The following is a 21,455-nucleotide window of genomic DNA, read 5'->3' as shown; positions in this document are numbered from 1 at the left end:
CGCGAGGCCGCCCGCGGGCTCACCCGCACGGCCTACAGGGCATGCGCCCCACCTGCGGTGGTGTGAGGGTGCCAGTGTGACCACTGCCAGCGACACCGCACCTTCGGCACCCACCGCGCCGCCCGTGCTGGACGTCCGCCGGCGGAACATCGTCTTCGGCACGATCATGCTCGGGATGCTGCTGGCCGCGCTGGACCAGACGATCGTGGGCACCGCCCTGCCGACGATCGTCTCGGACCTCGGCGGCGCCGCGCACATGTCCTGGGTGGTCACCTCGTACCTGCTCGCGGAGACCGTCGCGACCGCGCTGGTCGGCAAGTTCGGCGACCTCTTCGGCCGCAAGGTGGTCTTCCAGGTCTCGGCGGTCGTCTTCATCACCGGCTCGTTCCTGTGCGGCCTCGCGACCAACATGTCGCTGCTCATCGCCTGGCGGGCGCTCCAGGGCATCGGCGCGGGCGGTCTGATGGTCACCGCGATGGCGCTGATCGCGGATGTGATCCCGCTGCGCGAGCGCGGCAAGTACCAGGGCGCGATCGGCGCGGTGTTCGGCGTCGCGACGGTCATCGGACCGCTGCTCGGCGGGCTGTTCACGGACCATCTGAGCTGGCGCTGGGCGTTCTATTTGAACGTCCCCATCGCGGTCCTGGTGGTCATCGCCGCCGCCCGCAACATCCCCTCGATCCGGTCGGTCGCCAAGCCGGTGATCGACTACCTCGGCATCGGCCTGGTCGCGGCCGGGGCGAGCGCCCTGATCCTGGCGACGAGCTGGGGCGGCAACGAATACGCCTGGACCTCGCCCACCATCCTCGCGCTCTTCGCGGGCGGTGTGGCCTCGCTGGCCCTGTTCTGCTGGGTGGAGACCCGGGCCGTCGAGCCGATGCTGCCGATGCGGCTGTTCCGCAACCCCGTCTTCACGGTCTGCTCGGTCCTCAGCTTCATCGTGGGCTTCGCGATGCTGGGCGCGATGACGTTCCTGCCGACCTACCTCCAGTACGTGGACGGCGACTCCGCGACCGTCTCGGGCGTGCGCACCCTGCCGATGGTGGTCGGGCTGCTGATCGCGTCGGTCTTCAGCGGCAACGTGGTCAGCAAGACCGGCCAGTACCGGATCTTCCCCATCGTGGGCGCCCTGGTGATGGGCGTGGGGCTCTATCTGCTCTCGCTGATGGGACCGGACAGCGGCGCCTGGCTGGAGTCGCTGTACATGTTCGTGCTCGGCCTCGGCATCGGACTGTGCATGCAGGTCCTGACGATCGCGGTGCAGAACACCGTCGACTACGCCGACCTCGGCACCGCGACATCCGGCGTGACCTTCTTCCGTACGCTGGGCAGCTCCTTCGGTACCGCGGTCTTCGGCACCATCTACACCAACACCCTCAAGCCGAACCTGGCGGACGGGATCGCGGCGGCGGCGAAGGCGGGCGGGGCGGACCCGGCGGCGCTGGCCAGGGCCGCGCAGTCCCCCGAGGGCCTCAAGTCGCTGCCCTCGGCCACGGCCGCGCCGATCGTCCAGGCGTACGCGGACTCGCTGCACACCGTGTTCCTGTGGACCGTGCCGGTGGCGGCCGTCGGGTTCCTGGTGGCGCTGTTCCTCAAGCAGGTCGAGCTGCGCGACACCGCCCGCTCCTCCTCGACCGACATGGGCGAGGGCTTCGCGCAGCCGTCGACCGGCGACTCTCAGAAGCTCCTGGAGCTGTCGGTCGGCAAGATCGTCCGCAGCACGGGCATCGACACCGCGCGCCACATCGTGACCCGCTCCGACTCCCGCCTCGACATGGCGGGCGCGTGGGCGGTGATGCAGGTCGAGTTGTTCACCAGGATGGTCGGGCACGCGAGCCTCGGCCTGATCGCGGCCCGCCGGCGTGTGCCGCCGGAGGTGCTGGTGCCGGTCTTCCAGCGGATGGTCGACGAAGGGTTCCTCACCCGCGAGGGCACCTACTTCTCGCTCACCGAGGGCGGGCGGCGCGAGGTCGGCGCGATCAGCGCGTCCTGGTCGGACTGGCTCAACGAGCAGCTGGAGCGGGACCGGGGCCGGCCGCGCAGCGCGGAGCTGCGGGCCGCCGCCGACGCCATCGCCAAGCGGCTGCTCGCCGAGGACCTGGCCAACGGTCTGCCCCCGGCCGACCGCGAGACGGTGGGCGCGACCCGGTCCTGACCCGACCGCGCCCCTACCCCGAACCCGAGGAGCCCCCGTGCCTCAGCCCGAATGTCCCCCGTGGCCGTCGTGGCCGCCGTGCCCGCCCGCGTGGTCGAACATGAGCGCCTCCGGCGGAGCCACCACGAACGGCCGCATCATGCCCATGTCCTCGTGCTCCAGCAGATGGCAGTGGTACATGAACCGCCCGTACGCCCCGTCGAAGCGGCCGAGCACCCGCACCAGCTGCCCCGCCGGGACCCGGAAGACGTCCTTCAAGCCGCGCTCGTTGGGCGCGAGCGGGACCGGCCGGCCCGCGTCGTAGGCCACCGGCTTGCGAGTGCCGCCCAGCTTCGCGTCGAAGCCGTCCACGGTGTACGCGTCACGGCCCATCAGCTGGAAGTCGGCGAGGTGGATGTGCATCGGGTGGACCGGACCGCCGAGGTTGAGGAAGCTCCACTGCTCGAAGGTGCCCTCGGCGACGGTGAACCCCAGGCCGTCGTTGAAGGTGCGGGAGATCCGCCGGTACGTCTTCACCGTGCCGTCGGCGCCCTGGAGCTGGATCACCCCCTCCGCCGGACCGGTCGGGCCCTCGGTGACCTCGGCCATCTCCCAGATCTCCGGGTGGCCGCCGCCCCCGACGGTGCCGGGCGGGGTGAGCACGACCAGCCGGTGGCCGTGGTGCAGCTGCGCGTGCTCGTACCGCCGGAAGGAGCCGGAGAGCACCTGCGGCAGGACGAAGGCGTCGGGCTCGGGGCACTCGCGTACCCGGAACTCCATCACCTGGGGATAGCGGACGTTGTTCACCGGGTCGGGCACCCCTGCGGGCTTTCCCGCTCCCTTGTTGACCAGGCGCAGGCTGCGGCCGGCCAGCTCGCGGAAGTCGACGAGCAGGTCCATGCGCTCGGCGGGTGCCACGGTCAGCGCCGGCAGCGCCGCGTCGAAGCCGACCGTCACCGGGGCGGGCAGCAGTCCGCCGTCGCTGCCGATCTGGTGGAGCACGCCGGGCACCGGGTTGTCCTCCTCGTCGAGGAGGACCAGGTCGTAGATGCGCGCGTTGGAGGCGTTGACGAGCCGGAAGCGGTACCAGGCGGCGTCGGTGTCGAGGTACGGCCAGATGACCCCGTTGACCGTGGTGAACGGGCCGGTGAAGGGGGCCGAGACCGGCCGGCCCGTCTCGGCGTTCTTCGGGTCGACGACGATCGTCTTGTGCAGCAGTCGCCCGTTGAGGCGCCCGTCCTCGTCGGTGTCGAGGTTGCGGTCGGCGAGGATCAGCGGCATCTCCCGCTCCCCGCGCGGCAGTCGCAGGGCGTCCTCCTCGTCGTCGCGCAGCAGATACGTGCCGACGAGCCCGGCGTACACGTTGAACCGGGTGATGTTCATGGCGTGGTCGTGGTACCACCACTGCACGGCCTGGTGGTCGTTCGGGTACTCGGAGAGCTGGGCGTCGCCCTCCCCCACCGCGTTGTCGGCCCAGCCGTCGTTGCCGCCGCCGGTCTGGGCGCCGTGCAGGTGTGTGACGGTCCAGGCGGGCAGCGCGGCCACGTCCGCACTGGCCTCGACGCCCCCGCGGCCGGCCTCGGTGGTGGCGGGCGGGGTGCCCTGCGGCGCAGCGGCACCTCGACGGCGGTGACCGGGTACTCGCTGCCGCGCGGCACCCGGTTGGTCCAGGCGATGCGCACGGGCAGGCCGCGCCGCACCTCGATGGTGGGGCCGGGCACCGTGCCGTTGTAGCCCCACATCAAGGTGGGCGGCAGCTGGCTGTGCAGCCGCACCCAGGTGGGGCGGACGGCGATCTCGGTCTCACGGCGCACATCGGCCTTCGCGGGCCGCAGCACCTCGGGAATCGGTAACCGGTCGGTGTACGGGACGAGTTCGTCCCCGGCGATGTCGGACAATTTTTCCCCCTGATCCGGACAATTACGACCGCATACATGGGGAAGGACGCCGAAAGCGCCGATCCGGTTCAGCCCGTGAACACCGCGTCCAGATACACCCAGGCGCCCTCGTGCCGGACGAAGCGGCTCCGCTCGTGCAGCGAGCCCTCGCCGCCGCCCTCGGTGTAGTGGGCGCGGAAGGTGACCTCGCCCGTGGTGTGGAAGGCGCTGCCGTCCTTGGTGTCCAGGATCTCCAGACGGGTCCAGCGCATCCCCGGGTCGAAGTCGACGCCGGCGGGCCGGTGGTCGGGGTGCCAGGTGCGCAGCAGATACGGCTCGTCGTGCACCGCGAAGGCGCTGAAGCGGGAGCGCATCAGCGCTTCGGCGGTGGGCGCCGCCTGCCCGGCGTGGTAGCGGCCGCAGCACTCGGCGTACGGCGCGGGCAGCCCGCAGGGGCAGTCCTTGGGGGGCTGCGGGCGGGCGGGGCGGGGAGTGCGTCGAGCCATGCCCCTATCTGACCACATCCGCCCGGCCGCGCACGGCACGGCCGGTGGCGGCCGCAACTGCCGTGCACCCACGGAACACTGGGCTCGATTGCCCCTTCCAGCTTGACCGCCGCATCCGTATGCTCCTGCGCCGACGTGACCGTTACCGTCGGTAATAGGGGGCATCATGGAGCGTTCAGGCAGCACTTCGGGCAGTACGAGGCGCACGTTCGTCGCGGGGACGGCGGTGGCGGGCGCGGCGACCGCCCTGGGTCTCGACGCGGCGGTTCCCGCCGCGGCCGCGGCACCCCCGGGGGCCGCCCCGGCGGCCGGGCAGTCGGTGGTGGTGCTCGGCGGCGGTGTCGCCGGTCTGACCGCCGCCCACGAACTGGCCGAACGCGGCTTCCGCGTCACGCTCTACGAGCGCCGGGCGCTCGGCGGCAAGGCGCGCAGCATGGACGTGCCGGACAGCGCCCGGGGCGGCCGCGGCCCGCTCCCGGCCGAGCACGGCTTCCGGTTCATCCCGGGGATCTACCACAACCTGCCGGACACGATGCGCCGGATCCCCTTCCCGGGCAACGCGCACGGCGTCTGGGACAACCTGATCGCACCCAAGGAGATGATGTTCGCCCGGACCGGCTACGAGGACCTGCGTCTGCCGCTGCCCTGGTCCGGCACCCCGCAGCAGCTCACCCTGGACGCGCTGCGGCGCGCCCTCACCGGGGTGCTCGGCACCTTCCAGCGACTGCCCGCGCGCGAGGTCGCGTACTTCGCCGACCGCCTCGTCACCCCTGGACCCGGGCGTCTCCGGAATCGGCACCCCCGAGCCGAGGAACGAGGACGAGCTGCTCATCCACCCGGTCGGCACGTTCCACAACCGCCCCTCGGCGGGCACGAGGATCCCCAACTTCTGTCTGGCGGGCGACTGCGTGGCCGTCCCCATCGACCTGGCGACGATGGAGGGCGCCAACACCTCGGGCCGCCTCGCCGCCAACGCGCTGCTCGACCGGGCCGGTTCGGCCGCCCCGCGCTGCCCGGTGGCCTCGCTGTACAGCGCCCCGGAGCTGGATCTGCTCAAGCGCGACGACCGCTTCCGCTACCGCCTCGGGCTGCCCAACGTCTTCGACATGGGCTGACACGGCTCGGCCGCCGCGCGGGCCCCAACGGGGCGCCGGGCGGCGGCCGTCCGGTGGATCACGTCAGCAGGAAGTCGGCCTGGCCCGACTTGGCGCCGAGGATGAACGCGGCGATCTCGTTGCTGGTGTAGATCAGAGCGGGGCCCTCCGGGTCGGCCGACTGGCGCATCGCGACCCGGCCGTCGGACAGCTTCATGGCCTCGACGCAGTTGCCGCCGTTGCCACCGCTCCACGGCTTGTGCCAGCCCTCGGTCCCAAGCTCACGGGCCGGCATGCCGTTGTATATGTGATCCATTCACAGCTCCTCGCGGAGATCCGCCAGGATCTCCTTCGTGCGTCGTGCAGTCGCGGCCTGGGCCGCCATGCGGTCCATGACTTCGAGGTGCGTGTCGACCTCGGGGCGCGCGTCCAGATAGACCGCGCCGGTCAGGTACTCGCTGTAGACCATGTCCGGGAGTTCCGGCACGGCGAATCTGAACAGGACGAACGGGCCGTACGTGCCCGGGTGGTGCCCCGTCGCGAACTCCGCCAGCTGGAGCGTCACATGGGGCAGCTCGGCCGCCTCCAGGAGCCGGTCGAGCTGGCCGCGCATCACCCCGGGGCCACCCACCGGGCGGCGCAGCACCGTCTCGTCCATGATCACCCACAGCCGCGGTGCGTCGGCGCGGGTGAGCAGCGACTGGCGCTCCATGCGCAGCGCCACATGCCGGTCGATGTCGGCGGCCCTGGTCTGCCCGAGCGCGCCGCTGACCATCACCGAGCGCGCGTACTCCTCGGTCTGCAGCAGGCCGGGAACGAAATGCGGCTCGTACGTCCGGATGAGCGAGGCCGCGCCCTCCAGGCTGACGTACATGCTGAACCAGTCGGGCAGGATGTCGTGGAAGCGCTGCCACCACCCCGGCTTGTTGGCCTCCTCCGCGAGTTCGATGAAACGGTCCGTCTCCTCGTCCCCGATGCCGTACGCCTTGAGCAGCAGCTGTACGTACGGGATCTTCAGCGAGACCTCGGCCGTCTCCATGCGGCGGATCGTGGCGGGGGCGACCCGGAGCACCTTCGCCGCCTCTTCGCGCCGGAGGCCGGCCCGCTCGCGCAGATCCTGCAGGCGCCGGCCCAGCACGACCTGCCCCACGGTCGGGGCGGACCGGGGTTCACTCACGTCAGACCTCCCCTAACCCTGTTGCCGAGCAGTGTGCCATGCCACCTCAGCCCAGAACACAGCACTCTGCAATTTTCAGAGTGCCCCTTGCCAAGTGTCACGGATGGGTGGAAGGTAGGTCGGTGAACGCCAGCACATGCGGCTGTCGCGTGCGACACCGCTTCCCCACTGTGAGGACCCGGTCGTGGCCCCTGGTAATGCGCTCGTCCCGCAGCTCATAGGCGCGGCCCCCACGGTGTCCGTCGCCGACGTCCGCCGGTACGCGTTCGAACTGTCGGCCCGGCCGGAATCCGCCTCCGCGGCCCGCCGCCACACGGCCGAGGTCACCGTCCGGTGGGGTCTCGGCGAGGAACTGGGCGACGCCGCCGCCCTGGTGATCTCCGAGCTCGTCACCAACGCCGTCGTACACACCGCGGGCACCCGCGTGTCCTGCGAACTCTCCTTCACCGCCGGGCACTTGACGGTCGTCGTCCAGGACCAGGGGTACGGCGCGGGCGGGCCCACGCTGTGCAACGCGGCCGACGGCGAGGAGCGCGGGCGCGGGCTGCTGCTCGTCGACGCGCTGAGCGTCGCCTGGGGCGCCCACCACGTGCCGCGAGGCATCGGCCGGATCGTCTGGGCCCGGCTCGGGGCGGGCCGTACATGCTGAAGGGCTCACACACACTTCTGTCCAGAGGCGGCCGGGATGAGGCTGGGGGGCCTCGGGGGCCCGGCTCGCAAGGGGGCGCCGGAGCGACCGGCGGCAGCAGACTCGTGCTGCCGCCGGCGCTCCGGGCGTCTCTGGGCTGCGACGCGGTCGCGGTGCCCGCGTCCTACGGCTTCCGGGTCCTGGCGCGGCTGCCCCGCTCGGGGTGCGTCTTCGCGGACGCCGACTGCTGGTGGTGGGTCGTCCCGGCGGGCTCGGACCACGACCTGACCTGGCCGCACCCGGCCCGCTACGCCCCGGACGCCCGCGTTCCGGAGACCCCGGGACGGCGGATGATCCACTGCCCCGAGGGCACCAGCCCGTACACACCGCCCATCCCGCTGTACCTGGTGGTATGCCAGCTGACTGGAACGGCACCGGCATGGACCTAGAGCCTGTCCGGTGGGTCCGGTCGGCACGCGGGGGTCGGCACGCCCTCCCCCCAAGGCCTAAAGGGCCAGGGGGGACCCCCAGCCGCGTTGTCGTCAATCACCGACGCTCCGCGTCGCCTCAATCCTCCGCCTTGCAGCATGGGGGTCTCCCCTGCTCGAACGAAGTTGAGAGCTTGGGCAAGCACCACACCCCCGCTCACCAGCACCGAAAGGGGCACCCCGTGCTGAGGCCAACCGGACCCACCGGACAGGCCCTAGCCTGTTCGCTCGCCCTTCGCGCCGACCCGGGGTGGGACTTCGCTCCCCGCCCCGGCGGACCGGACCTCCGCGCCCACGGGCTCAGCCCGTCGTCAGACCTTCCGCCGCCCGCGCCAGGGCGTCCAGGACCGGGCTGATCAGCGGGTGGTGCTCGGCGCCGCTGCGGACCGCCGCGAAGACGCGGCGGGTGGCGGCGGGACCCGCCACCGGGCGCACCACCGTGTTCTTCTGCTCCATGCCGCGCAGCGCCGAGCGGGGCACCAGGGCCACGCCCGCCCCCGCGCCCGCCAGGGCCACCACGGCGCGGAAGTCGTCCGAGGAGTGGATCAGCCGCGGCTCGAAGCCCGCCAGCTCACAGGCGAGGAAGACCACGTCGTGGCAGGGGTTGCCGGGGTACGGGCCGATCCAGTCGTCCTCGGACAGGGCGGAGAGGCGCACCTCGGGCGCGTGCGCCAGGGGGTGTCCGGCCGGAAGCACCGCGTCGAAGGGCTCCGCGTAGAGCGCGACCCGGACCAGGCGCCGGTCGTCCTCCCTGGGGGCGCCCCGGTACTCGACCGCCAGCGCCAGGTCCGCCTCGCCGTCCAGGACCATGGGCAGCGACTCGTCGCCCTCGGCGTCGCGGACACGGACCCGGATCGTGGGGTGCGTCCCGCGCAGCAGGGCCACGGCCGGGGCGAGCACCTCCGCGATACCCGTGGCGAACGCCGCCACCGTCACATCGCCGGCCGCACCGCCCGCGTACGCCGCCAGCTCCGCCTCCGCCCGCTCCAGCTGGGCGAGGACAGCGTTGGCGTGCTCCAGGAGGATCTCGCCGGCCGCCGTGAGCCGTACGCCCTTGCCGCTGCGGGTCAGCAGCGTGTGGCCGGTCTCCTGCTCCAGGGCGGCGAGCTGCTGGGAGACGGCGGAAGGGGTCAGATACAGCGCTGCGGCCGCGGCGGTCACCGTACGGTGGTCCGCCGCGGCGCGCAGGATGCGGAGCCGGCGCGGGTCGATCACCCGGCCATTGTCGCCCGGGCGTCGATGAACGCCGCCACGGCCCGCTCCACGTCGGCCGTGGAGTGCGCGGCGGAGAGCTGGACGCGGATACGGGCCTGGCCCATCGGGACCACCGGGTAGGAGAAGCCGATCACGTACACACCGCGCTCAAGGAGCAGCTCGGCCATGCGGGCGGCCTCGGCGGCGTCGCCGATCATGACGGGGGCGATGGCGTGGTCGCCGGGCAGGATCTCGAAGCCCGCCTCGGTCATCCGCGTCCGGAAGAGCGCGGTGTTGGCGGCGAGCTTGTCTCGCAGGTCGCCCGCCGATTCCAGCAGGTCCAGGACCTTCAGGGAGGCGGCGGCGATCACCGGGGCCAGCGAGTTCGAGAAGAGGTACGGGCGCGAGCGCTGGCGCAGCAGGGCGACGATCTCGGCGCGGGCCGCGACGTAGCCGCCGGAGGCGCCGCCGAGGGCCTTGCCGAGGGTGCCGGTGATGATGTCGACGCGGTCCATGACGCCGTGCAGCTCGGGCGTGCCGCGGCCGCCCGGGCCGACGAAGCCGACGGCGTGCGAGTCGTCGACCATGACCATCGCGTCGTAGCGGTCGGCGAGGTCGCAGATCTCCTGGAGCGGGGCGACGTAGCCGTCCATGGAGAAGACACCGTCGGTGACGATGAGGCGACGGCGCGCACCGGAGGCCTCCTTGAGCTTCGCCTCCAGCTCGGCCATGTCGCGGTTGGCGTACCGGTGGCGGGCGGCCTTGGAGAGGCGGATGCCGTCGATGATCGAGGCGTGGTTGAGGGCGTCGGAGATCACCGCGTCCTCGGCGCCGAGGATGGTCTCGAAGACACCGCCGTTGGCGTCGAAGCAGGACGAGTAGAGGATCGTGTCCTCCTGGCCGAGGAACGCCGAAAGACGGGCCTCCAGCTCCTTGTGGACGTCCTGGGTGCCGCAGATGAAGCGGACCGAGGCCATGCCGTAGCCCCAGCGGTCGAGGGCCTCCTTGGCGGCGGCGACCACCTCGGGGTGGTCGGCGAGGCCCAGGTAGTTGTTGGCGCAGAAGTTCAGGACCTCGCCGGTGGGGACGGAGACCGAGGCGTTCTGCGGGGTGGAGATCACCCGCTCGGGCTTGAAGAGACCGGCCTCGCGGATCTCGTCGAGGGTGTTCTGGAGGTCGTCGCGAACGGACGCGTACATGCTCAGGCTCCTAGGGGCTGTCCGGTGGATCTGGTCGGCTTCGGTGCGGAGTGCGGTTTCGGCGCTGGTGAGCGGGGGTCTGGTGCTTCCCCAAGCTCTCGACTTCGTTCGAGCAGGGGAGACCCCCATGCTGCAAGGCGGAGGATTGAGGCGACGCGGAGCGTCGGCGATTGACGACAACGCCGCTGGGGGTCCCCCCTGGCCCTTTAGGCCTTGGGGGAGGGCGTGCCGACCCCCGCGTGCCGACCAGATCCACCGGACAGCCCCTGGATGCCGTGAAGCGGACTCAGGCGGTCCAGTCGAGGATGATCTTGCCGCTGCGGGCGGTGGCGGCCTCGTCGAAGGCCGCGTCGAAGTCCCGGTACGCGTAGCTGCCGGTGATCACCGGGGAGAGGTCGAGGCCGCCTTCGAGCAGCACCGTCATCGCGTACCACGTCTCGAACATCTCGCGGCCGTAGATGCCCTTGACCGTGATCATCGAGGTGACGATCTTCGACCAGTCGACGGCGAACTCCTGCGCGGGCAGTCCGAGCATCGCGATCTTGCCGCCGTGCGTCATATTGTCGATCATGTCGCGCATGGCTTCGCCGCGGCCGGACATCTCCAGGCCGACGTCGAAGCCCTCGCGCAGACCGAGCTGGCGCTGGGCGTCCGCGATGGAGGACTGCGCCACGTTCACCGCGAGCGTCGCGCCCGCCTTGCGGGCCAGCTCCAGGCGCTCGGGGCTCACGTCGGTGATCACGACGTTGCGGGCGCCCGCGTGCTTGGCCACGGCCGCCGCCATGATGCCGATCGGGCCCGCGCCGGTGATCAGGACGTCCTCGCCGACCAGCGGGAAGGAGAGCGCGGTGTGCACGGCGTTGCCGAACGGGTCGAAGATCGCGGCGACGTCGAGGTCGACCGGGGTGCGGTGCACCCACACGTTGGAGGCGGGCAGCGCCACGTACTCCGCGAAGGCGCCGTCGCGCCCCACGCCGAGGCCGATCGTGGAGCGGCACAGGTGACGGCGGCCCGCCAGACAGTTGCGGCACCTGCCGCAGACCAGATGGCCCTCGCCGCTGACCAGCTCACCGACCGCGATGTCCCGGACGTCCGCGCCGACCGCCGCGACCTCGCCGACGAACTCGTGGCCGAGGACGAGGGGGGTCCTGACGGCGCCCTGCGCCCAGCCGTCCCAGGAGCGGATGTGCAGATCGGTGCCGCAGATGCCGGTGCGCAGCACCTTGATCAGCACGTCGCCGGGGCCGGTCTCCGGCTCGGGGACGTCCATGAGCCACAGTCCGGGTTCGGCGTGCTGCTTGACAAGGGCCTTCATGGGGGGCGGCTCCCGGGACGCACAAAGAGGGCGAAAGCCATGGTTCCATGGCTGATCACTAATCTGCCGAGCAAGAGCCACTCGCGTCCATCGAGGTTTTCTTAAGCGGGCCAACAGCCGAGCTTCACGCGCCCCTGGCTGCTCCCCCTTCACTCGCCTCACCACCGCACCTCACACCAGGGCCGCGGCCGCCTCCACCGCCAGTCCGTGCCCCTCCTCGTAGGAGCGGCGGTACGCGGTGCCGTCGAGCACGGCGCGCAGTTCCGCCTCGGCGCGGCGCCGGACGGCGGGCTCGGACGGCAGCGGGCGCAGTCCGAAGCCGCCGTGCTGCCCGGTGGCGTGCCGGTCGTACGCGCCGAGCAGGCGGGCACCCTCCTCGGCGGCGCCTAGGTGCGCCTTCGCCCAGGCGGCGACCAGGAACTGACTGGTAATCAGGTTGGGTGCGACCAGATACGCCTGCCCCGCCAGCTGCCGCACCGCCTCCCGCACCCGCCCGAGCGCGTCGGTGTAGGCGCCGCCGAGGCAGTCCAGCCAGCCGTCCACCCCGGCGACCAGACCGCGGAACATCTCTGGGACGGCCTTGGTGAACTCGGCCTCCATCAGGCGCAGTTGCTCGCGGGCCAGACCCACGCGATCGGTGGCCGCGTAGTGGTGGGCGAGCAGCATCCGGGCGGTGCCGACGCCCTCGCCCGCGTAGTGGCGCGACTCCTCGACGGCGTCGAGCAGCAGCCGCTCGGCCCGCTCGCCCTCCTCGTCCGTCCCGGCGACCGCGAGGCGGACCGTCGCGAGGCGCGCCTTGAACATGGGGCCCTGGGCGTACGCACCGGTCCAGGTGGTGGACTCCATGGCGCGCTCGAAGTCGGCCGCGGCCTCTTCGTACCGGCCCTGCCGCGAGTGGTCCTCGCCGCGTGCCGAGAGCGTCTCCGCGATGGCCCACGGGTCCCCGAGCCGTTCGAACAGGGCCAGCGCCTCGTCCGCGTCGGGGCCGCCGACGAGCTTGGAGCGGAGCAGCAGCGCGAAGGCGAGGTCCCACGGCTCGCCGTGCGCGCGGCAGTCCTCGACCATCGCGTCGACGGCCCGCGGGAACCCGGCGAACTCATGGGTGAGCAACCGGGCGAAGTACCAGACGGACCCGGGCTGGCGGCAGTTCTGCGGCATCGCGGAGCCGTACGCGGCCACGACGCGCCGCAGATACGGCCCGGCCGCGGCGCCGGCGAACTCCGCGCCCTCGCCCTCGCCGCCGCCCGCGAACAGCATCATCCGCACCCCGCGCCGGGCCTCCCACAGCTGCTCCTCGGACCACGGCGGCGGCGCGTCGGTGCAGCGCGCCGCAAGCGGCACGGCCGGGCGCACCGGCTCCGCGAACGGGTCGGGCCCCAGCCCGGTCGCGGCGAGCGACCAGGCGCGGGCATCGGTCTGGTGGCCGCGCAGCTGCCAGAACCAGCTCATCGAGAGGGTCAGACAGAGCGCGTCCTGCTCGCGGCCGTACTCGACCGCCCTGCCGAGCGCGGTCCGCACGTTCGCGTGCTCCGTCTCGAACCGCCGCATCCCGCCGGCCTGCCGGGGCCCACGCAGCAAGGCCTCGCCGGTGCGGGCGAGTTCGCGGTACGCGACCAGGTGGCGCAGCTCGACGGCCTTGCGCTCACCGGACTCGGCGAGGCGCTCGGCGGCGTACTCCGCGACGGTCTCAAGGAGCCGGTAGCGCATCACGCCACCGTCCGGGGCGGCCACGACCAGGGACTTGTCGACGAGGGAGGCGAGCAGGCCGAGTACGTCGGCGGGGTGTTCCGACGTGGTGGCGGGATCGGCGCAGACCGCCTCCGCCTCCGGCAGCGCGAAGCCGCCGGAGAAGACGGCCAGGCGGCGCAGCACGGCCCGCTCGCGTGCGTCGAGGAGCTCCCAGGACCAGTCGACCACGGCCCGCAGGGTCTGCTGCCGGGGCCGCAGCGTCCTGCTGGTGCGGGCGCCGTCCCCGAGCAGCCGGAACCTGTCGTCGAGGCGGTCCGCGAGCTGGCGCGGGGTGAGCATCCGCAGCCGGGCGGCGGCGAGTTCGAGGGCGAGCGGCAGCCCGTCGAGGCGGCGGCAGACCTCGGCGGCGGCCTCCGGGTCCTCGGAGACGCGGAAGCCGGCCCGGGCCGCCGCGCCCCGCTCGCCGAACAGCCGCAGGGCGGTGTCGAGCGGCAGGGGTCCGACCCCGCGCACCCGCTCCCCCGGGACGCCGAGGGGTTCCCTGCTGGTGGCGAGAACGGTGACACCGGGGCAGCAGGTGAGCAGTTCGTGCGCCAGCTCGGCGGCCCCGGCGGCGATCTGCTCGCAGTTGTCGAGGACGAGCAGCATCCGGCGGTGGCCGCAGTGCGCGACGAGCCGTTCCAGCGGGTCGCTGGGTCCGCCCTCGGCCCCGGTGAGCAGCACGCTCTCGCGCGCCCCGAGTGCGGTGAGCAGGGCCTGCGGCAGTTGCGCCGCCTCCCGTACGGGCGCGAGCTCGGCCAGCCAGACGCCGTCGGCCCACTCCTGTGCGACGACTTCGGCGGCCTCCAGGGCGAGCCGGGTCTTGCCCGCGCCGCCGGGCCCGGTGAGGGTGACGAGCCGCCCGTCGGCCAAGTCCGCACGCAGGGCAAGGAGTTCCGGCTCGCGCCCGACGAAGGAGGTGAGCCGGGCGCGGAGGTTGCCGGGGTGGGCGGCGGGATGCGGTGCGCCATGGGTGTACGTGGGCAGCACGGCCCGTACCCGTACCGCCGGGTCCGATGCGCTCTCCGCGGGCGATCCGGTCCGCGCCGTCGGCTCCGGCGCCGGGGCGGCGTCCCGCAGCAACTCGGCGTGCAGGGCCCGCAGTTCGGGCCCGGGGGCGGTGCCCAGTGCCTCGTCGAGGGCGACCCGGGCCGACTCGTACGCCACCAGCGCCTCGGCCCGGCGACCCGCCGCCGTCAGCGCGCAAAGGTGCAGGGCCTGCAACGGCTCGTCCAGGGGTGTCGCGGCGACCAGGGCGGCCAGTTCCGGCAGGGTGTGCTCGGCGCGGCCGAGGGCGGTCTCGGCGGCGAGGCGGGACCGGCGCGCCTCGGAGTGGCGGCGCTCGGCCCGTACGACCAGCGGGTCCCGCTCCCGTACCGGAAGGTCGGCCAGGACCGGCCCCTGCCACAGCGCGAGGGCCTCGTCGAGCAGCCGTGCCGCCTGTTCCGCGTCCCCGTCCGCCAGCGCGTCCGCGCCCTCCCGCGCCAGCCGTTCGAAGCGGAACACGTCGATGTCGTCGGGGCCGGCGGCCAGCCGGTAGCCGCCCGGCACGGACTCCACGGCGCCCCGGCCGAGCGCCCTTCGCAGCCGGCCGACCAGCGCCTGCACCGCCGCCGCCTCGTCGGCGGGTGCGGTGGCGTCGTCGCCCCAGACCCGTGCGGCCAGCTCCGGTACCGGCACCGCGCGTCCGGCGCCCGCCGCAAGCGCGGCGAGCAGCGCCCGCAGCCGGGCGCCTCCGAGGGGCACCTCACTGCCGTCCGGGCACAGAGCCCGTGTCGGTCCGAGTACGCGGTAGCGGAGTGTCACCCGCTCATTGTCTACGGCGGTCGTGGCGGGCGGTTCCCGGTCAGCCCTCGGCGGGGGCCGGGTCCGTGCGGACGACGCTCAGATGGCCTCGGCGCCGGATGATCACGACGTTCCTCGGCGCGCTCTTGGGCGCGTGCGCGCGGGCCTCGGCGGGCTCGCGGCGCAGGACCAGGGTGACCCGGCGCAGTCCCAGCTCGCCCAGCGTGCCGGAGGACTCGTCGAGGACGCGGCACTCCACGGCGTCCCAGCCGGGGTCGGGGTGGCGCACGGCGCGTACGGTCCCGTCGTGGTGCACGGCGGCCGGGCCGACCATGCGCATCCAGTGCGGCAGGCCCTGCTGGTAGGCCGCGCTCATCAGCGGGTCGTCGGCGATCTCGCGGCGCACGGCCCGCAGTTCGGGGTCGTGCGGGTCCTGCTCCAGAGCGGACGAGAGCTGCGCGAGCATGGGGAGGCACCAGCCCGTCTCGTGCTGGGCGAGCACGGAGCCCGCGTGCGGGTGGAAGAGGACGAAGCGCAGGAAGTTGTGGCGCGGCATCGCGGTGGGGTGGGGGCCCACGGCCCGGAAGAGCGTGTCGTACGCGGTGTTGGCGTGCACGATGTTCCAGCTGCGGTCGACGAGGAACGACGGCAAGTCCGTGGCGTCCATCATCGCGATGTGGTCGTCGACGTAGGCACGCGCCTCGGCGTCCCACTGGCCGGTGGCGGTGGCGGTGGCGCCCCGTACGTTGTCCGGTACGGGGCCGGCTGACCTGTTCACCAACGGTTCTTTCACCATCGAGAACGCGACTCCTCTTGCAGGCACGCGGTGCGCCTGCCGTCCTCCACGTCCTCATCGCACAGAGGTCGATCTTCGCACCGTGCTGCGATCCTGCTCCCGCCGACAAGACAATGTCAACCATCGTGGCATTCCAGCCCGAGAACGCCTCAAATACGCCACAGCTGTGGCAAGTTCTGGTTCTCGACGGCGTGAGCAAGTAGCCTCCGGACATATTCACTTTGTGTTCGAGCTGTGTGGAGCAACTCGTGTGATCTAGGAGAATTACTGGTGACGGACGGCTTCTCGGATCCGGGACCGGCGGCCACGGGCCCCCTGGGGGACATCGCCGCCCGCGTCGGCGAACTGGCCCGCAAGCTCGGAATGAGCCAGGCAGAGGTCTTCGACGTCCACCAGCTCTCCGACGCCTCGGGTGTTCCGGCCGACGTCGTCCAGGCGCTGCTCGACGGCCTTCCGGCGGGCGAGCCGGACGTGCAGGCCCGGTTCCTCCAGCGCTTCGGAGCGCTGCGCCGCTCCCGGCTCAAACCCAACGGCCGCCCCTACACCCAGCAGGAGATCGCCGACGGCGCCGGGATGTCCCGGCAGCAGGCGGGTGCGCTCATCAACGGCGACCGCCGCCCGACCATGGAGCACTGCGACGCCATCCAGCGCTTCTTCAAGGTCCACGCGGGCTATCTCACCGCCGAGGACAGCGAGGCCCTGGGCGACGCCCTGCTCCGCACCGAGCAGGAGCTGCTGCACTCCTTCGCCGCCCGCGAGCACGACCGGGAGCACGGACTCGACACGCTCGCCCCGGCCGGGGAGGACCCGCTGGAGCGCCTCCTGCAGGACCACGGTGTGCGCGGCATCGCCTGGCGGGCCGCGCAGCTCCCCACGGACAAGCACCGGGACAAGGTCACCGAGTGGCTGGACATGCTCCTGGAGAGCGTGAAGCGGGTGGATCCCTGACCCGGGCGCCCTTCGGCCCGCCTCTCGGCGGAACCGGCCGCCGCACCGCTGGATTTGGGCGGGGATACGATCTTCCATAGGATCCGGCGATGATCACCAGAAAACGGCTGGCGGCCGGGGTGGGCGCGCTGCTCGCCACCCTCGCCACCGGTATCCTCCCGGCCGACGCGGTCGCGGACGACGGACCGCCCCCGCAGAAGGCCGCACCCAAGGTCGAGCTGGTGCTCGACGTCAGCGGCTCGATGCGGGCCCGCGACATCGACGGCCAGTCCCGGATCGCCGTCGCCAAGCAGGCCTTCAACGACGTACTGGACTCGGTCCCGCCGGAGGTCGAGCTCGGCATACGCACGCTCGGCGCCAACTACCCGGGCAACGACCGCCAGGTCGGCTGCAAGGACACCCGCCAGCTGTACCCGGTCGGCCCGCTCGACCGCACCGAGGCGAAGACCGCCGTCGCCACGCTCGCCCCGACCGGCTGGACGCCGATCGGCCCCGCCCTCCAGGGCGCGGCGCAGGACCTCAAGGGCGGCGAGGCGACCCGCCGGATCGTGCTCATCACGGACGGCGAGGACACCTGCGCCCCGCTCGACCCGTGCGAGGTGGCGCGCGACATCGCCGCCCAGGGCATCCACCTGGTCATCGACACCCTCGGCCTCAACCCGGACGCCAAGACCCGTGACCAGCTGACCTGCATCGCCCAGGCGACCGGCGGCACGTACACCGCGGTGAAGCACAAGGACGAGCTCAAGGACCGCGTCAAGCAGTCGGTGGACCGCGCCGCCGACCCGGTGGTGGTCCCGGTCGCCACCAACGGCGCCGCCAGCTGTGAGAGCGCGCCCCAGCTCAAGCCCGGCCTGTACACCGACCGTGAGACGTTCGGCGAGCACCGCTGGTACAAGGTCGACGTCAAGCCCGGCCAGGAGCTGCGCGCCGCCGTCAGCATCGGCGCCGACCGCCCCGTCAACAACGACTACGGGGTCCTGATGCGGGCCGTCACCCGGCACGGCCGGGAGATCGTCCGCGGCTCCGAGGCGGGCGACGGCCGCACCGACCTGATCTCGACGGGTCTGCGCTATCCGAAGCCGGAGGCGAAGGAGAAGGCGAAGGACGGCAAGGACGCCGTGGAGACCGTCTGCCTCCAGGTCAGCAACTCCTTCTCGGCGCCCGCGTCGATGAAGACCGCGCCCGGCCTGCCCGTCGAGCTGACCGTGGACGTCGTCGACGGCCCCGACCAGCCCTCCGACGTGGCCGCCTTCGGCCTCGGCCGCGGCTGGTGGCTGCTCGGCGTGCTGGTGCTCACCGGCCTGCTCGCCGGTCTGCTGTGGGGCTGGATCTCGCGCTGGCGCGTGGCTGTCTGGAGGACCAACTGATGCGTACCACAAGGATGCTGGCCGCGGCGCTGCTCACCGGCGCCGCGCTGCTCGCCCCGGCGGCCCCGGCGCTGGCCGGAACACCGTCGCCCAGCCCGAGCAAGTCCACCGGCGCGCCGACGGAGGCGGGCACCACGTTCCGTACGGCGACGCCCGTCAAGCAGGGCCAGCAGGCCACGGCGACGGCGTCCAGCGGTGACTACCTGTACTGGGTCTTCCCCGCCGACGCGGGGCAGCGCCCCACCGTCGACGCCACGGTGACGCTGCCGTCGGCCGGCCGCCAGGCGGCGACGACCTGGCGGATCGACGTGTACGACGGGCTGCGCCGCCGCCAGCCGTGCATGTACGGGGCGCAGTCCCGCGCGGCCTCGCCCGACGCCACCAGCGTGACGCTCTCCTGCACGCTGCGCCCGGTGCGGGCCTGGGCCGACGGCTGGTCGAACGACCCGCTGCCGGGCAGCTACTACGTACGGCTGACCGCCGTCGGTCTGCCCGCCTCCGAACGGGGTCTGCCCGTCAAGGCGGAGATGAAGCCGACCACCCTGAAGACGGGCGGCTCCAAGGCGGTGGACGGCAGCCTCTCCACCCCACTGGGGGCGGGCGGCCCGAAGGCCGAGCCGGAGGACGGCTGGTCGTCCGGCTGGTGGACCGACCGCTGGATCTGGACGGCCGTCGGCGGTGTGCTCGGCGCGCTCGCCGGTGTCGCCGGGTACGCGCTGACCCGCGGCCGGGGCCGCCCGTCGTACGCCCCACAGGGCTGACAGTCCGTCACTCCGCCCGCGCCACCGGCTCGGCCAGCACGCGCTGGGCCACGGCGAAGGCGGAGTTGGCGGCGGGCACCCCGCAGTAGACCGCGGTCTGCAGCAGGGCCGCGCCGATCTCGTCCGGGGTGAGCCCGCCGCGCCGCGCGGCCCGCACATGGAGGGCCAGCTCGTCCAGGTGCCCGCGGGCCACGAGCGCGGTCAGCGTGATGAGGCTGCGCTCGCGCCGGGTGAGCGTCGGATCGCCCCAGATCTCGCCCCAGGCGTACCGGGTGACGAGGTCCTGGAAGCGGGCGGTGAAGGCGTCGGTGCGGGACTCGGCCCGGTCGACGTGGGCGTCCCCGAGGACCTCGCGGCGGATCGCGGCGCCGCCCGGCGCGGGCGGCGCGAAGTGGCCGCGCAGAGCGGCCAGTACGGCCTGGGGGCGCTCCACCGGGGCGAGGTGGGAGGCGCCCGCGATCTCGACGAGCGAGGCTCCCGGGACGGCGTCCGCGAGTTCGCGCGCGTGCGCGGGCGGGGTGACCGGGTCGGCCCGCCCGGCGACCACCAGCGTCGGCGCCGCGATCTTCTTCAGCTCGGTCCGCAGGTCGTACCCGGCCAGGGCGTCGCACGCCGCCGCGTAGCCGCGCGGGTCGGCGGCGCGCAGGTCCGCGAGCGGGCCCGGCGCCTCGAACCCGGGTGTGAACCACCGCCCGGCCGCGCCCGCCGCGACCGGCTCCATCCCCTCCCGGCGTACGACGCCGGCGCGCCCGTGCCAGGGTTCCCGGCCGCCGAAGTCCGCCGAGGCGCAGACCACGGCGAGCCGGTCCACGCGGTCCGGATGGTGCGCGGCGAGCCACATCCCGACGGCCCCGCCGAGCGAGACCCCCGCGTACGAGAAGCCGCGCACCCCGAGGGAGTCGGCGAGCCGGAGCACGAGGCGGGCGAAGTCCCCGACGCCGGCGCCCGGCCCGATCAGCGCGGTGGGCGAGCCCCCGTGGCCGGGCAGGTCCCACCGTACGACCCGGTGGGTGGCGGCGAGCCCGGGGGCGACGCCGTCCCACACGGCCGTGGACGTCCCCAGGGCGGGCCCGAGGACCAGCACCGGGCCGCCCGCCGGGCCTTCGCAGCGGTGGTGGAGGAGACCTGCGTCCCCGGGGTCAGCGGAACTCAAGGAACACCGTCTCCTTCGCGCCCTGGAGGTGGATGTCGAAGCGGTGGCCGCGCGCCCCGGGGTCGGGCACCGCCACCAGCGTGCGGCGCAGCTCCGGCTCCAGGGAGTCGAGCAGCGGGTCCGGCGCCCCGGTCAGATACACCCGGGTGAAGAGGTGGTGCAGCAGGCCGCGTGCGAAGACCGCGACGCAGAGGTACGGGACCCCGGCCGGCGCCAGCGTGCGGACGGTCCAGTGGCCGGACGCGTCGGTGGGGACGCGGCCGAAGCCGGTGAAGTCGACCCCGTTGCGGCCGAGGGAGCCGGGCTTCCCGGTACGGGAGCCGTCGGGCCCCGGCTGCCAGAACTCCAGGAGGGCGTCCGGTACGGGCTCGCCCTCGCCGTCGTAGACGTGGCCGTGCAGCGTGACGGTGTCCGGGTGCCCCGGCGGCGCCATCGCCTCACCGCCCGCGAAGGGCAGGGCGTGGCCGTAGAAGGGGCCGATGGTCTGGGAGGGCGTCGGATGCCTCACTGCTCCCCCTCCCCGAAGGAGGTGGCCGAGGGGCCGTCCAGGACGATGTCCCACCGGTAGCCCAACGACCAGTCGGAGACCGACAGTTCGGGATCGTACGCCGCGACCAGCCGCCGCCGCGCGGCCTCGTCGGGGACCGAGAGCAGGATCGGGTCGTAGTTGAGCAGCGGGTCGCCCGGGAAGTACATCTGAGTGATCAGCCGCTGGGTGAAGGCGGTCCCGAAGAGCGAGAAGTGGATGTGCGCGGGCCGCCAGGCGTTCTCGTGGTTCTGCCAGGGGTAGGCGCCCGGCTTGACGGTGGTGAAGGCATAGCGCCCCTCCGCGTCGGTGAGGCAGCGGCCGAAGCCGGTGAAGTGCGGGTCGAGGGGCGCGCGGTGCCGGTCGAGCTGGTGGGCGTACCGCCCGGCCGCGTTGGCCTGCCAGATCTCGGTCAGCTGACCCGCCACCGGCCGCCCGCGGCGGTCCAGGATCCGCCCGCTCACCGTGATGCGCTCGCCCAGCGGCTCGCCCCGGTGGTGCGCGGTCAGATCGTGGTCGAGCGGGCCGACGTCGGTGGCGCCGAAGACAGGCCCGCGCAGCTCGACGGCCTCCGGGTCGTGCACCGGCAGCGGCGGCCGCCGTGGGTGGCGCAGCCGGCTGCCCACGTACGGCGGGAAGTCGCGGGGCGGGTGGTCAGCGGCCCGCGCCGCGGCCCGGACGGCGACTCGGACGTCGGCCGCCTCCGTGTCGATGACATGCTGATCGAGACCGTCGGGTGGTTCCCCGTACTGCTGACGAGATGTCATCTCTCCCTC

Annotated in this window: 18 protein-coding genes and 2 pseudogenes; 8 read left to right on the top strand and 12 right to left on the bottom strand. The window is 73.1% G+C overall.

The genetic code is table 11. The annotated features are described in order from the left end of the window. Positions 1-76: 76 nt before the first annotated feature. Positions 77-2,155, top strand: coding sequence for an MDR family MFS transporter (locus ACZ499_RS08275; RefSeq protein ID WP_468673271.1), 2,079 nt, complete (start codon positions 77-79; stop codon positions 2,153-2,155). Between the two features lie 42 nt (positions 2,156-2,197). On the opposite strand, the pseudogene phsA reads toward ACZ499_RS08275, so the two are convergent. Continuing rightward, positions 2,198-4,032: pseudogene (gene phsA, locus ACZ499_RS08270) on the bottom strand (O-aminophenol oxidase PhsA). A 68-nt stretch (positions 4,033-4,100) separates the two neighbouring features. Then, the gene (locus tag ACZ499_RS08265; protein ID WP_468673270.1) at positions 4,101-4,517 is read right to left on the bottom strand and encodes a YchJ family protein; all 417 of its coding nucleotides are present in this window, start codon (positions 4,515-4,517) and stop codon (positions 4,101-4,103) included. Between the two features lie 166 nt (positions 4,518-4,683). On the opposite strand from ACZ499_RS08265, the pseudogene ACZ499_RS08260 reads away from it, so the two are divergent. Both ACZ499_RS08260 and ACZ499_RS08255 read left to right on the top strand, forming a co-directional pair. Next, a pseudogene (locus ACZ499_RS08260) lies at positions 4,684-5,283 on the top strand (FAD-dependent oxidoreductase); the annotation flags it as partial. A gap of 142 nt (positions 5,284-5,425) precedes the next feature. Continuing rightward, entirely contained in the window at positions 5,426-5,632 is a 207-nt protein-coding gene (locus tag ACZ499_RS08255) for a hypothetical protein (protein ID WP_468673333.1), read from the top strand. 58 nt (positions 5,633-5,690) lie between these two features. On the opposite strand, the gene ACZ499_RS08250 is transcribed toward ACZ499_RS08255, so the two are convergent. Both ACZ499_RS08250 and ACZ499_RS08245 read right to left on the bottom strand, forming a co-directional pair. Beyond that, the gene (locus ACZ499_RS08250) at positions 5,691-5,927 is read right to left on the bottom strand and encodes a DUF397 domain-containing protein (RefSeq protein ID WP_385533412.1); all 237 of its coding nucleotides are present in this window, start codon (positions 5,925-5,927) and stop codon (positions 5,691-5,693) included. Then, positions 5,928-6,788 carry a helix-turn-helix domain-containing protein gene (locus ACZ499_RS08245; RefSeq protein WP_468673269.1) on the bottom strand — a complete coding sequence of 287 codons (861 nt, stop codon included), beginning with the start codon at positions 6,786-6,788 and terminating at the stop codon, positions 5,928-5,930. 184 nt (positions 6,789-6,972) lie between these two features. Here ACZ499_RS08245 and ACZ499_RS08240 point away from each other — a divergent pair, with 184 nt between their 5' ends. Together ACZ499_RS08240 and ACZ499_RS08235 are read left to right on the top strand one after the other, a co-directional pair. Then, the gene (locus ACZ499_RS08240; protein WP_468673268.1) at positions 6,973-7,437 is read left to right on the top strand and encodes an ATP-binding protein; all 465 of its coding nucleotides are present in this window, start codon (positions 6,973-6,975) and stop codon (positions 7,435-7,437) included. Next, on the top strand, positions 7,431-7,865 hold the full coding sequence (locus ACZ499_RS08235; RefSeq protein WP_468673267.1) for a hypothetical protein: 435 nt from the start codon (positions 7,431-7,433) through the stop codon (positions 7,863-7,865). The genes ACZ499_RS08240 and ACZ499_RS08235 overlap by 7 nt, the downstream gene beginning before the upstream one ends. A 339-nt stretch (positions 7,866-8,204) precedes the next feature. On the opposite strand, the gene ACZ499_RS08230 is transcribed toward ACZ499_RS08235, so the two are convergent. The 5 genes from ACZ499_RS08230 to ACZ499_RS08210 form a co-directional block, all read right to left on the bottom strand. Continuing rightward, the gene (locus ACZ499_RS08230; protein ID WP_406341563.1) at positions 8,205-9,119 is read right to left on the bottom strand and encodes a LysR family transcriptional regulator; all 915 of its coding nucleotides are present in this window, start codon (positions 9,117-9,119) and stop codon (positions 8,205-8,207) included. Continuing rightward, a complete protein-coding gene (locus ACZ499_RS08225; protein ID WP_385533398.1) occupies positions 9,116-10,297 on the bottom strand; it encodes a glycine C-acetyltransferase in 1,182 nt (393 codons plus the stop codon). Before ACZ499_RS08225 ends, ACZ499_RS08230 begins: the two co-directional genes overlap by 4 nt. 286 nt (positions 10,298-10,583) lie before the next feature. Next, positions 10,584-11,612: an L-threonine 3-dehydrogenase gene (tdh, locus tag ACZ499_RS08220; protein ID WP_468673266.1), complete on the bottom strand. Its 1,029-nt coding sequence runs from the start codon at positions 11,610-11,612 to the stop codon at positions 10,584-10,586. A gap of 171 nt (positions 11,613-11,783) precedes the next feature. Then, complete coding sequence (locus ACZ499_RS08215) at positions 11,784-15,146, bottom strand: AfsR/SARP family transcriptional regulator (RefSeq protein WP_468673265.1); 3,363 nt, start codon at positions 15,144-15,146, stop codon at positions 11,784-11,786. A 40-nt stretch (positions 15,147-15,186) separates the two neighbouring features. Continuing rightward, positions 15,187-15,903: an MmyB family transcriptional regulator gene (locus tag ACZ499_RS08210; RefSeq protein ID WP_468673264.1), complete on the bottom strand. Its 717-nt coding sequence runs from the start codon at positions 15,901-15,903 to the stop codon at positions 15,187-15,189. Between the two features lie 288 nt (positions 15,904-16,191). Here ACZ499_RS08210 and ACZ499_RS08205 point away from each other — a divergent pair, with 288 nt between their 5' ends. From ACZ499_RS08205 to ACZ499_RS08195, 3 genes are all read left to right on the top strand, one after another. Continuing rightward, entirely contained in the window at positions 16,192-16,869 is a 678-nt protein-coding gene (locus tag ACZ499_RS08205) for a helix-turn-helix domain-containing protein (protein WP_468673263.1), read from the top strand. Positions 16,870-16,958: 89 nt separating this feature from the next. Beyond that, the gene (locus ACZ499_RS08200; protein WP_468673262.1) at positions 16,959-18,239 is read left to right on the top strand and encodes a VWA domain-containing protein; all 1,281 of its coding nucleotides are present in this window, start codon (positions 16,959-16,961) and stop codon (positions 18,237-18,239) included. After that, complete coding sequence (locus tag ACZ499_RS08195) at positions 18,239-19,000, top strand: hypothetical protein (RefSeq protein ID WP_468673261.1); 762 nt, start codon at positions 18,239-18,241, stop codon at positions 18,998-19,000. The genes ACZ499_RS08200 and ACZ499_RS08195 overlap by 1 nt, the downstream gene beginning before the upstream one ends. Before the next feature lie 7 nt (positions 19,001-19,007). Here the strand turns inward: ACZ499_RS08195 and pcaDC are convergent, their stop codons facing one another. From pcaDC to pcaH, 3 genes are read right to left on the bottom strand one after another with little or no spacing between them, the layout of a single operon-like run. Next, positions 19,008-20,153: a bifunctional 3-oxoadipate enol-lactonase/4-carboxymuconolactone decarboxylase PcaDC gene (gene pcaDC, locus ACZ499_RS08190; RefSeq protein ID WP_468673260.1), complete on the bottom strand. Its 1,146-nt coding sequence runs from the start codon at positions 20,151-20,153 to the stop codon at positions 19,008-19,010. Continuing rightward, entirely contained in the window at positions 20,140-20,661 is a 522-nt protein-coding gene (gene pcaG, locus ACZ499_RS08185) for a protocatechuate 3,4-dioxygenase subunit alpha (protein WP_468407254.1), read from the bottom strand. Before pcaG ends, pcaDC begins: the two co-directional genes overlap by 14 nt. Further along, entirely contained in the window at positions 20,658-21,446 is a 789-nt protein-coding gene (pcaH, locus tag ACZ499_RS08180) for a protocatechuate 3,4-dioxygenase subunit beta (RefSeq protein WP_468673259.1), read from the bottom strand. The genes pcaG and pcaH overlap by 4 nt, the downstream gene beginning before the upstream one ends. Between the last annotated feature and the right edge of the window lie 9 nt (positions 21,447-21,455).

The sequence above is a fragment of the Streptomyces sp. NPDC031265 genome (assembly GCF_055570295.1).
The sequence above is the reverse complement of the archived record's forward strand: the minus strand, read 5'-3'. Positions and strand labels throughout refer to the sequence as shown.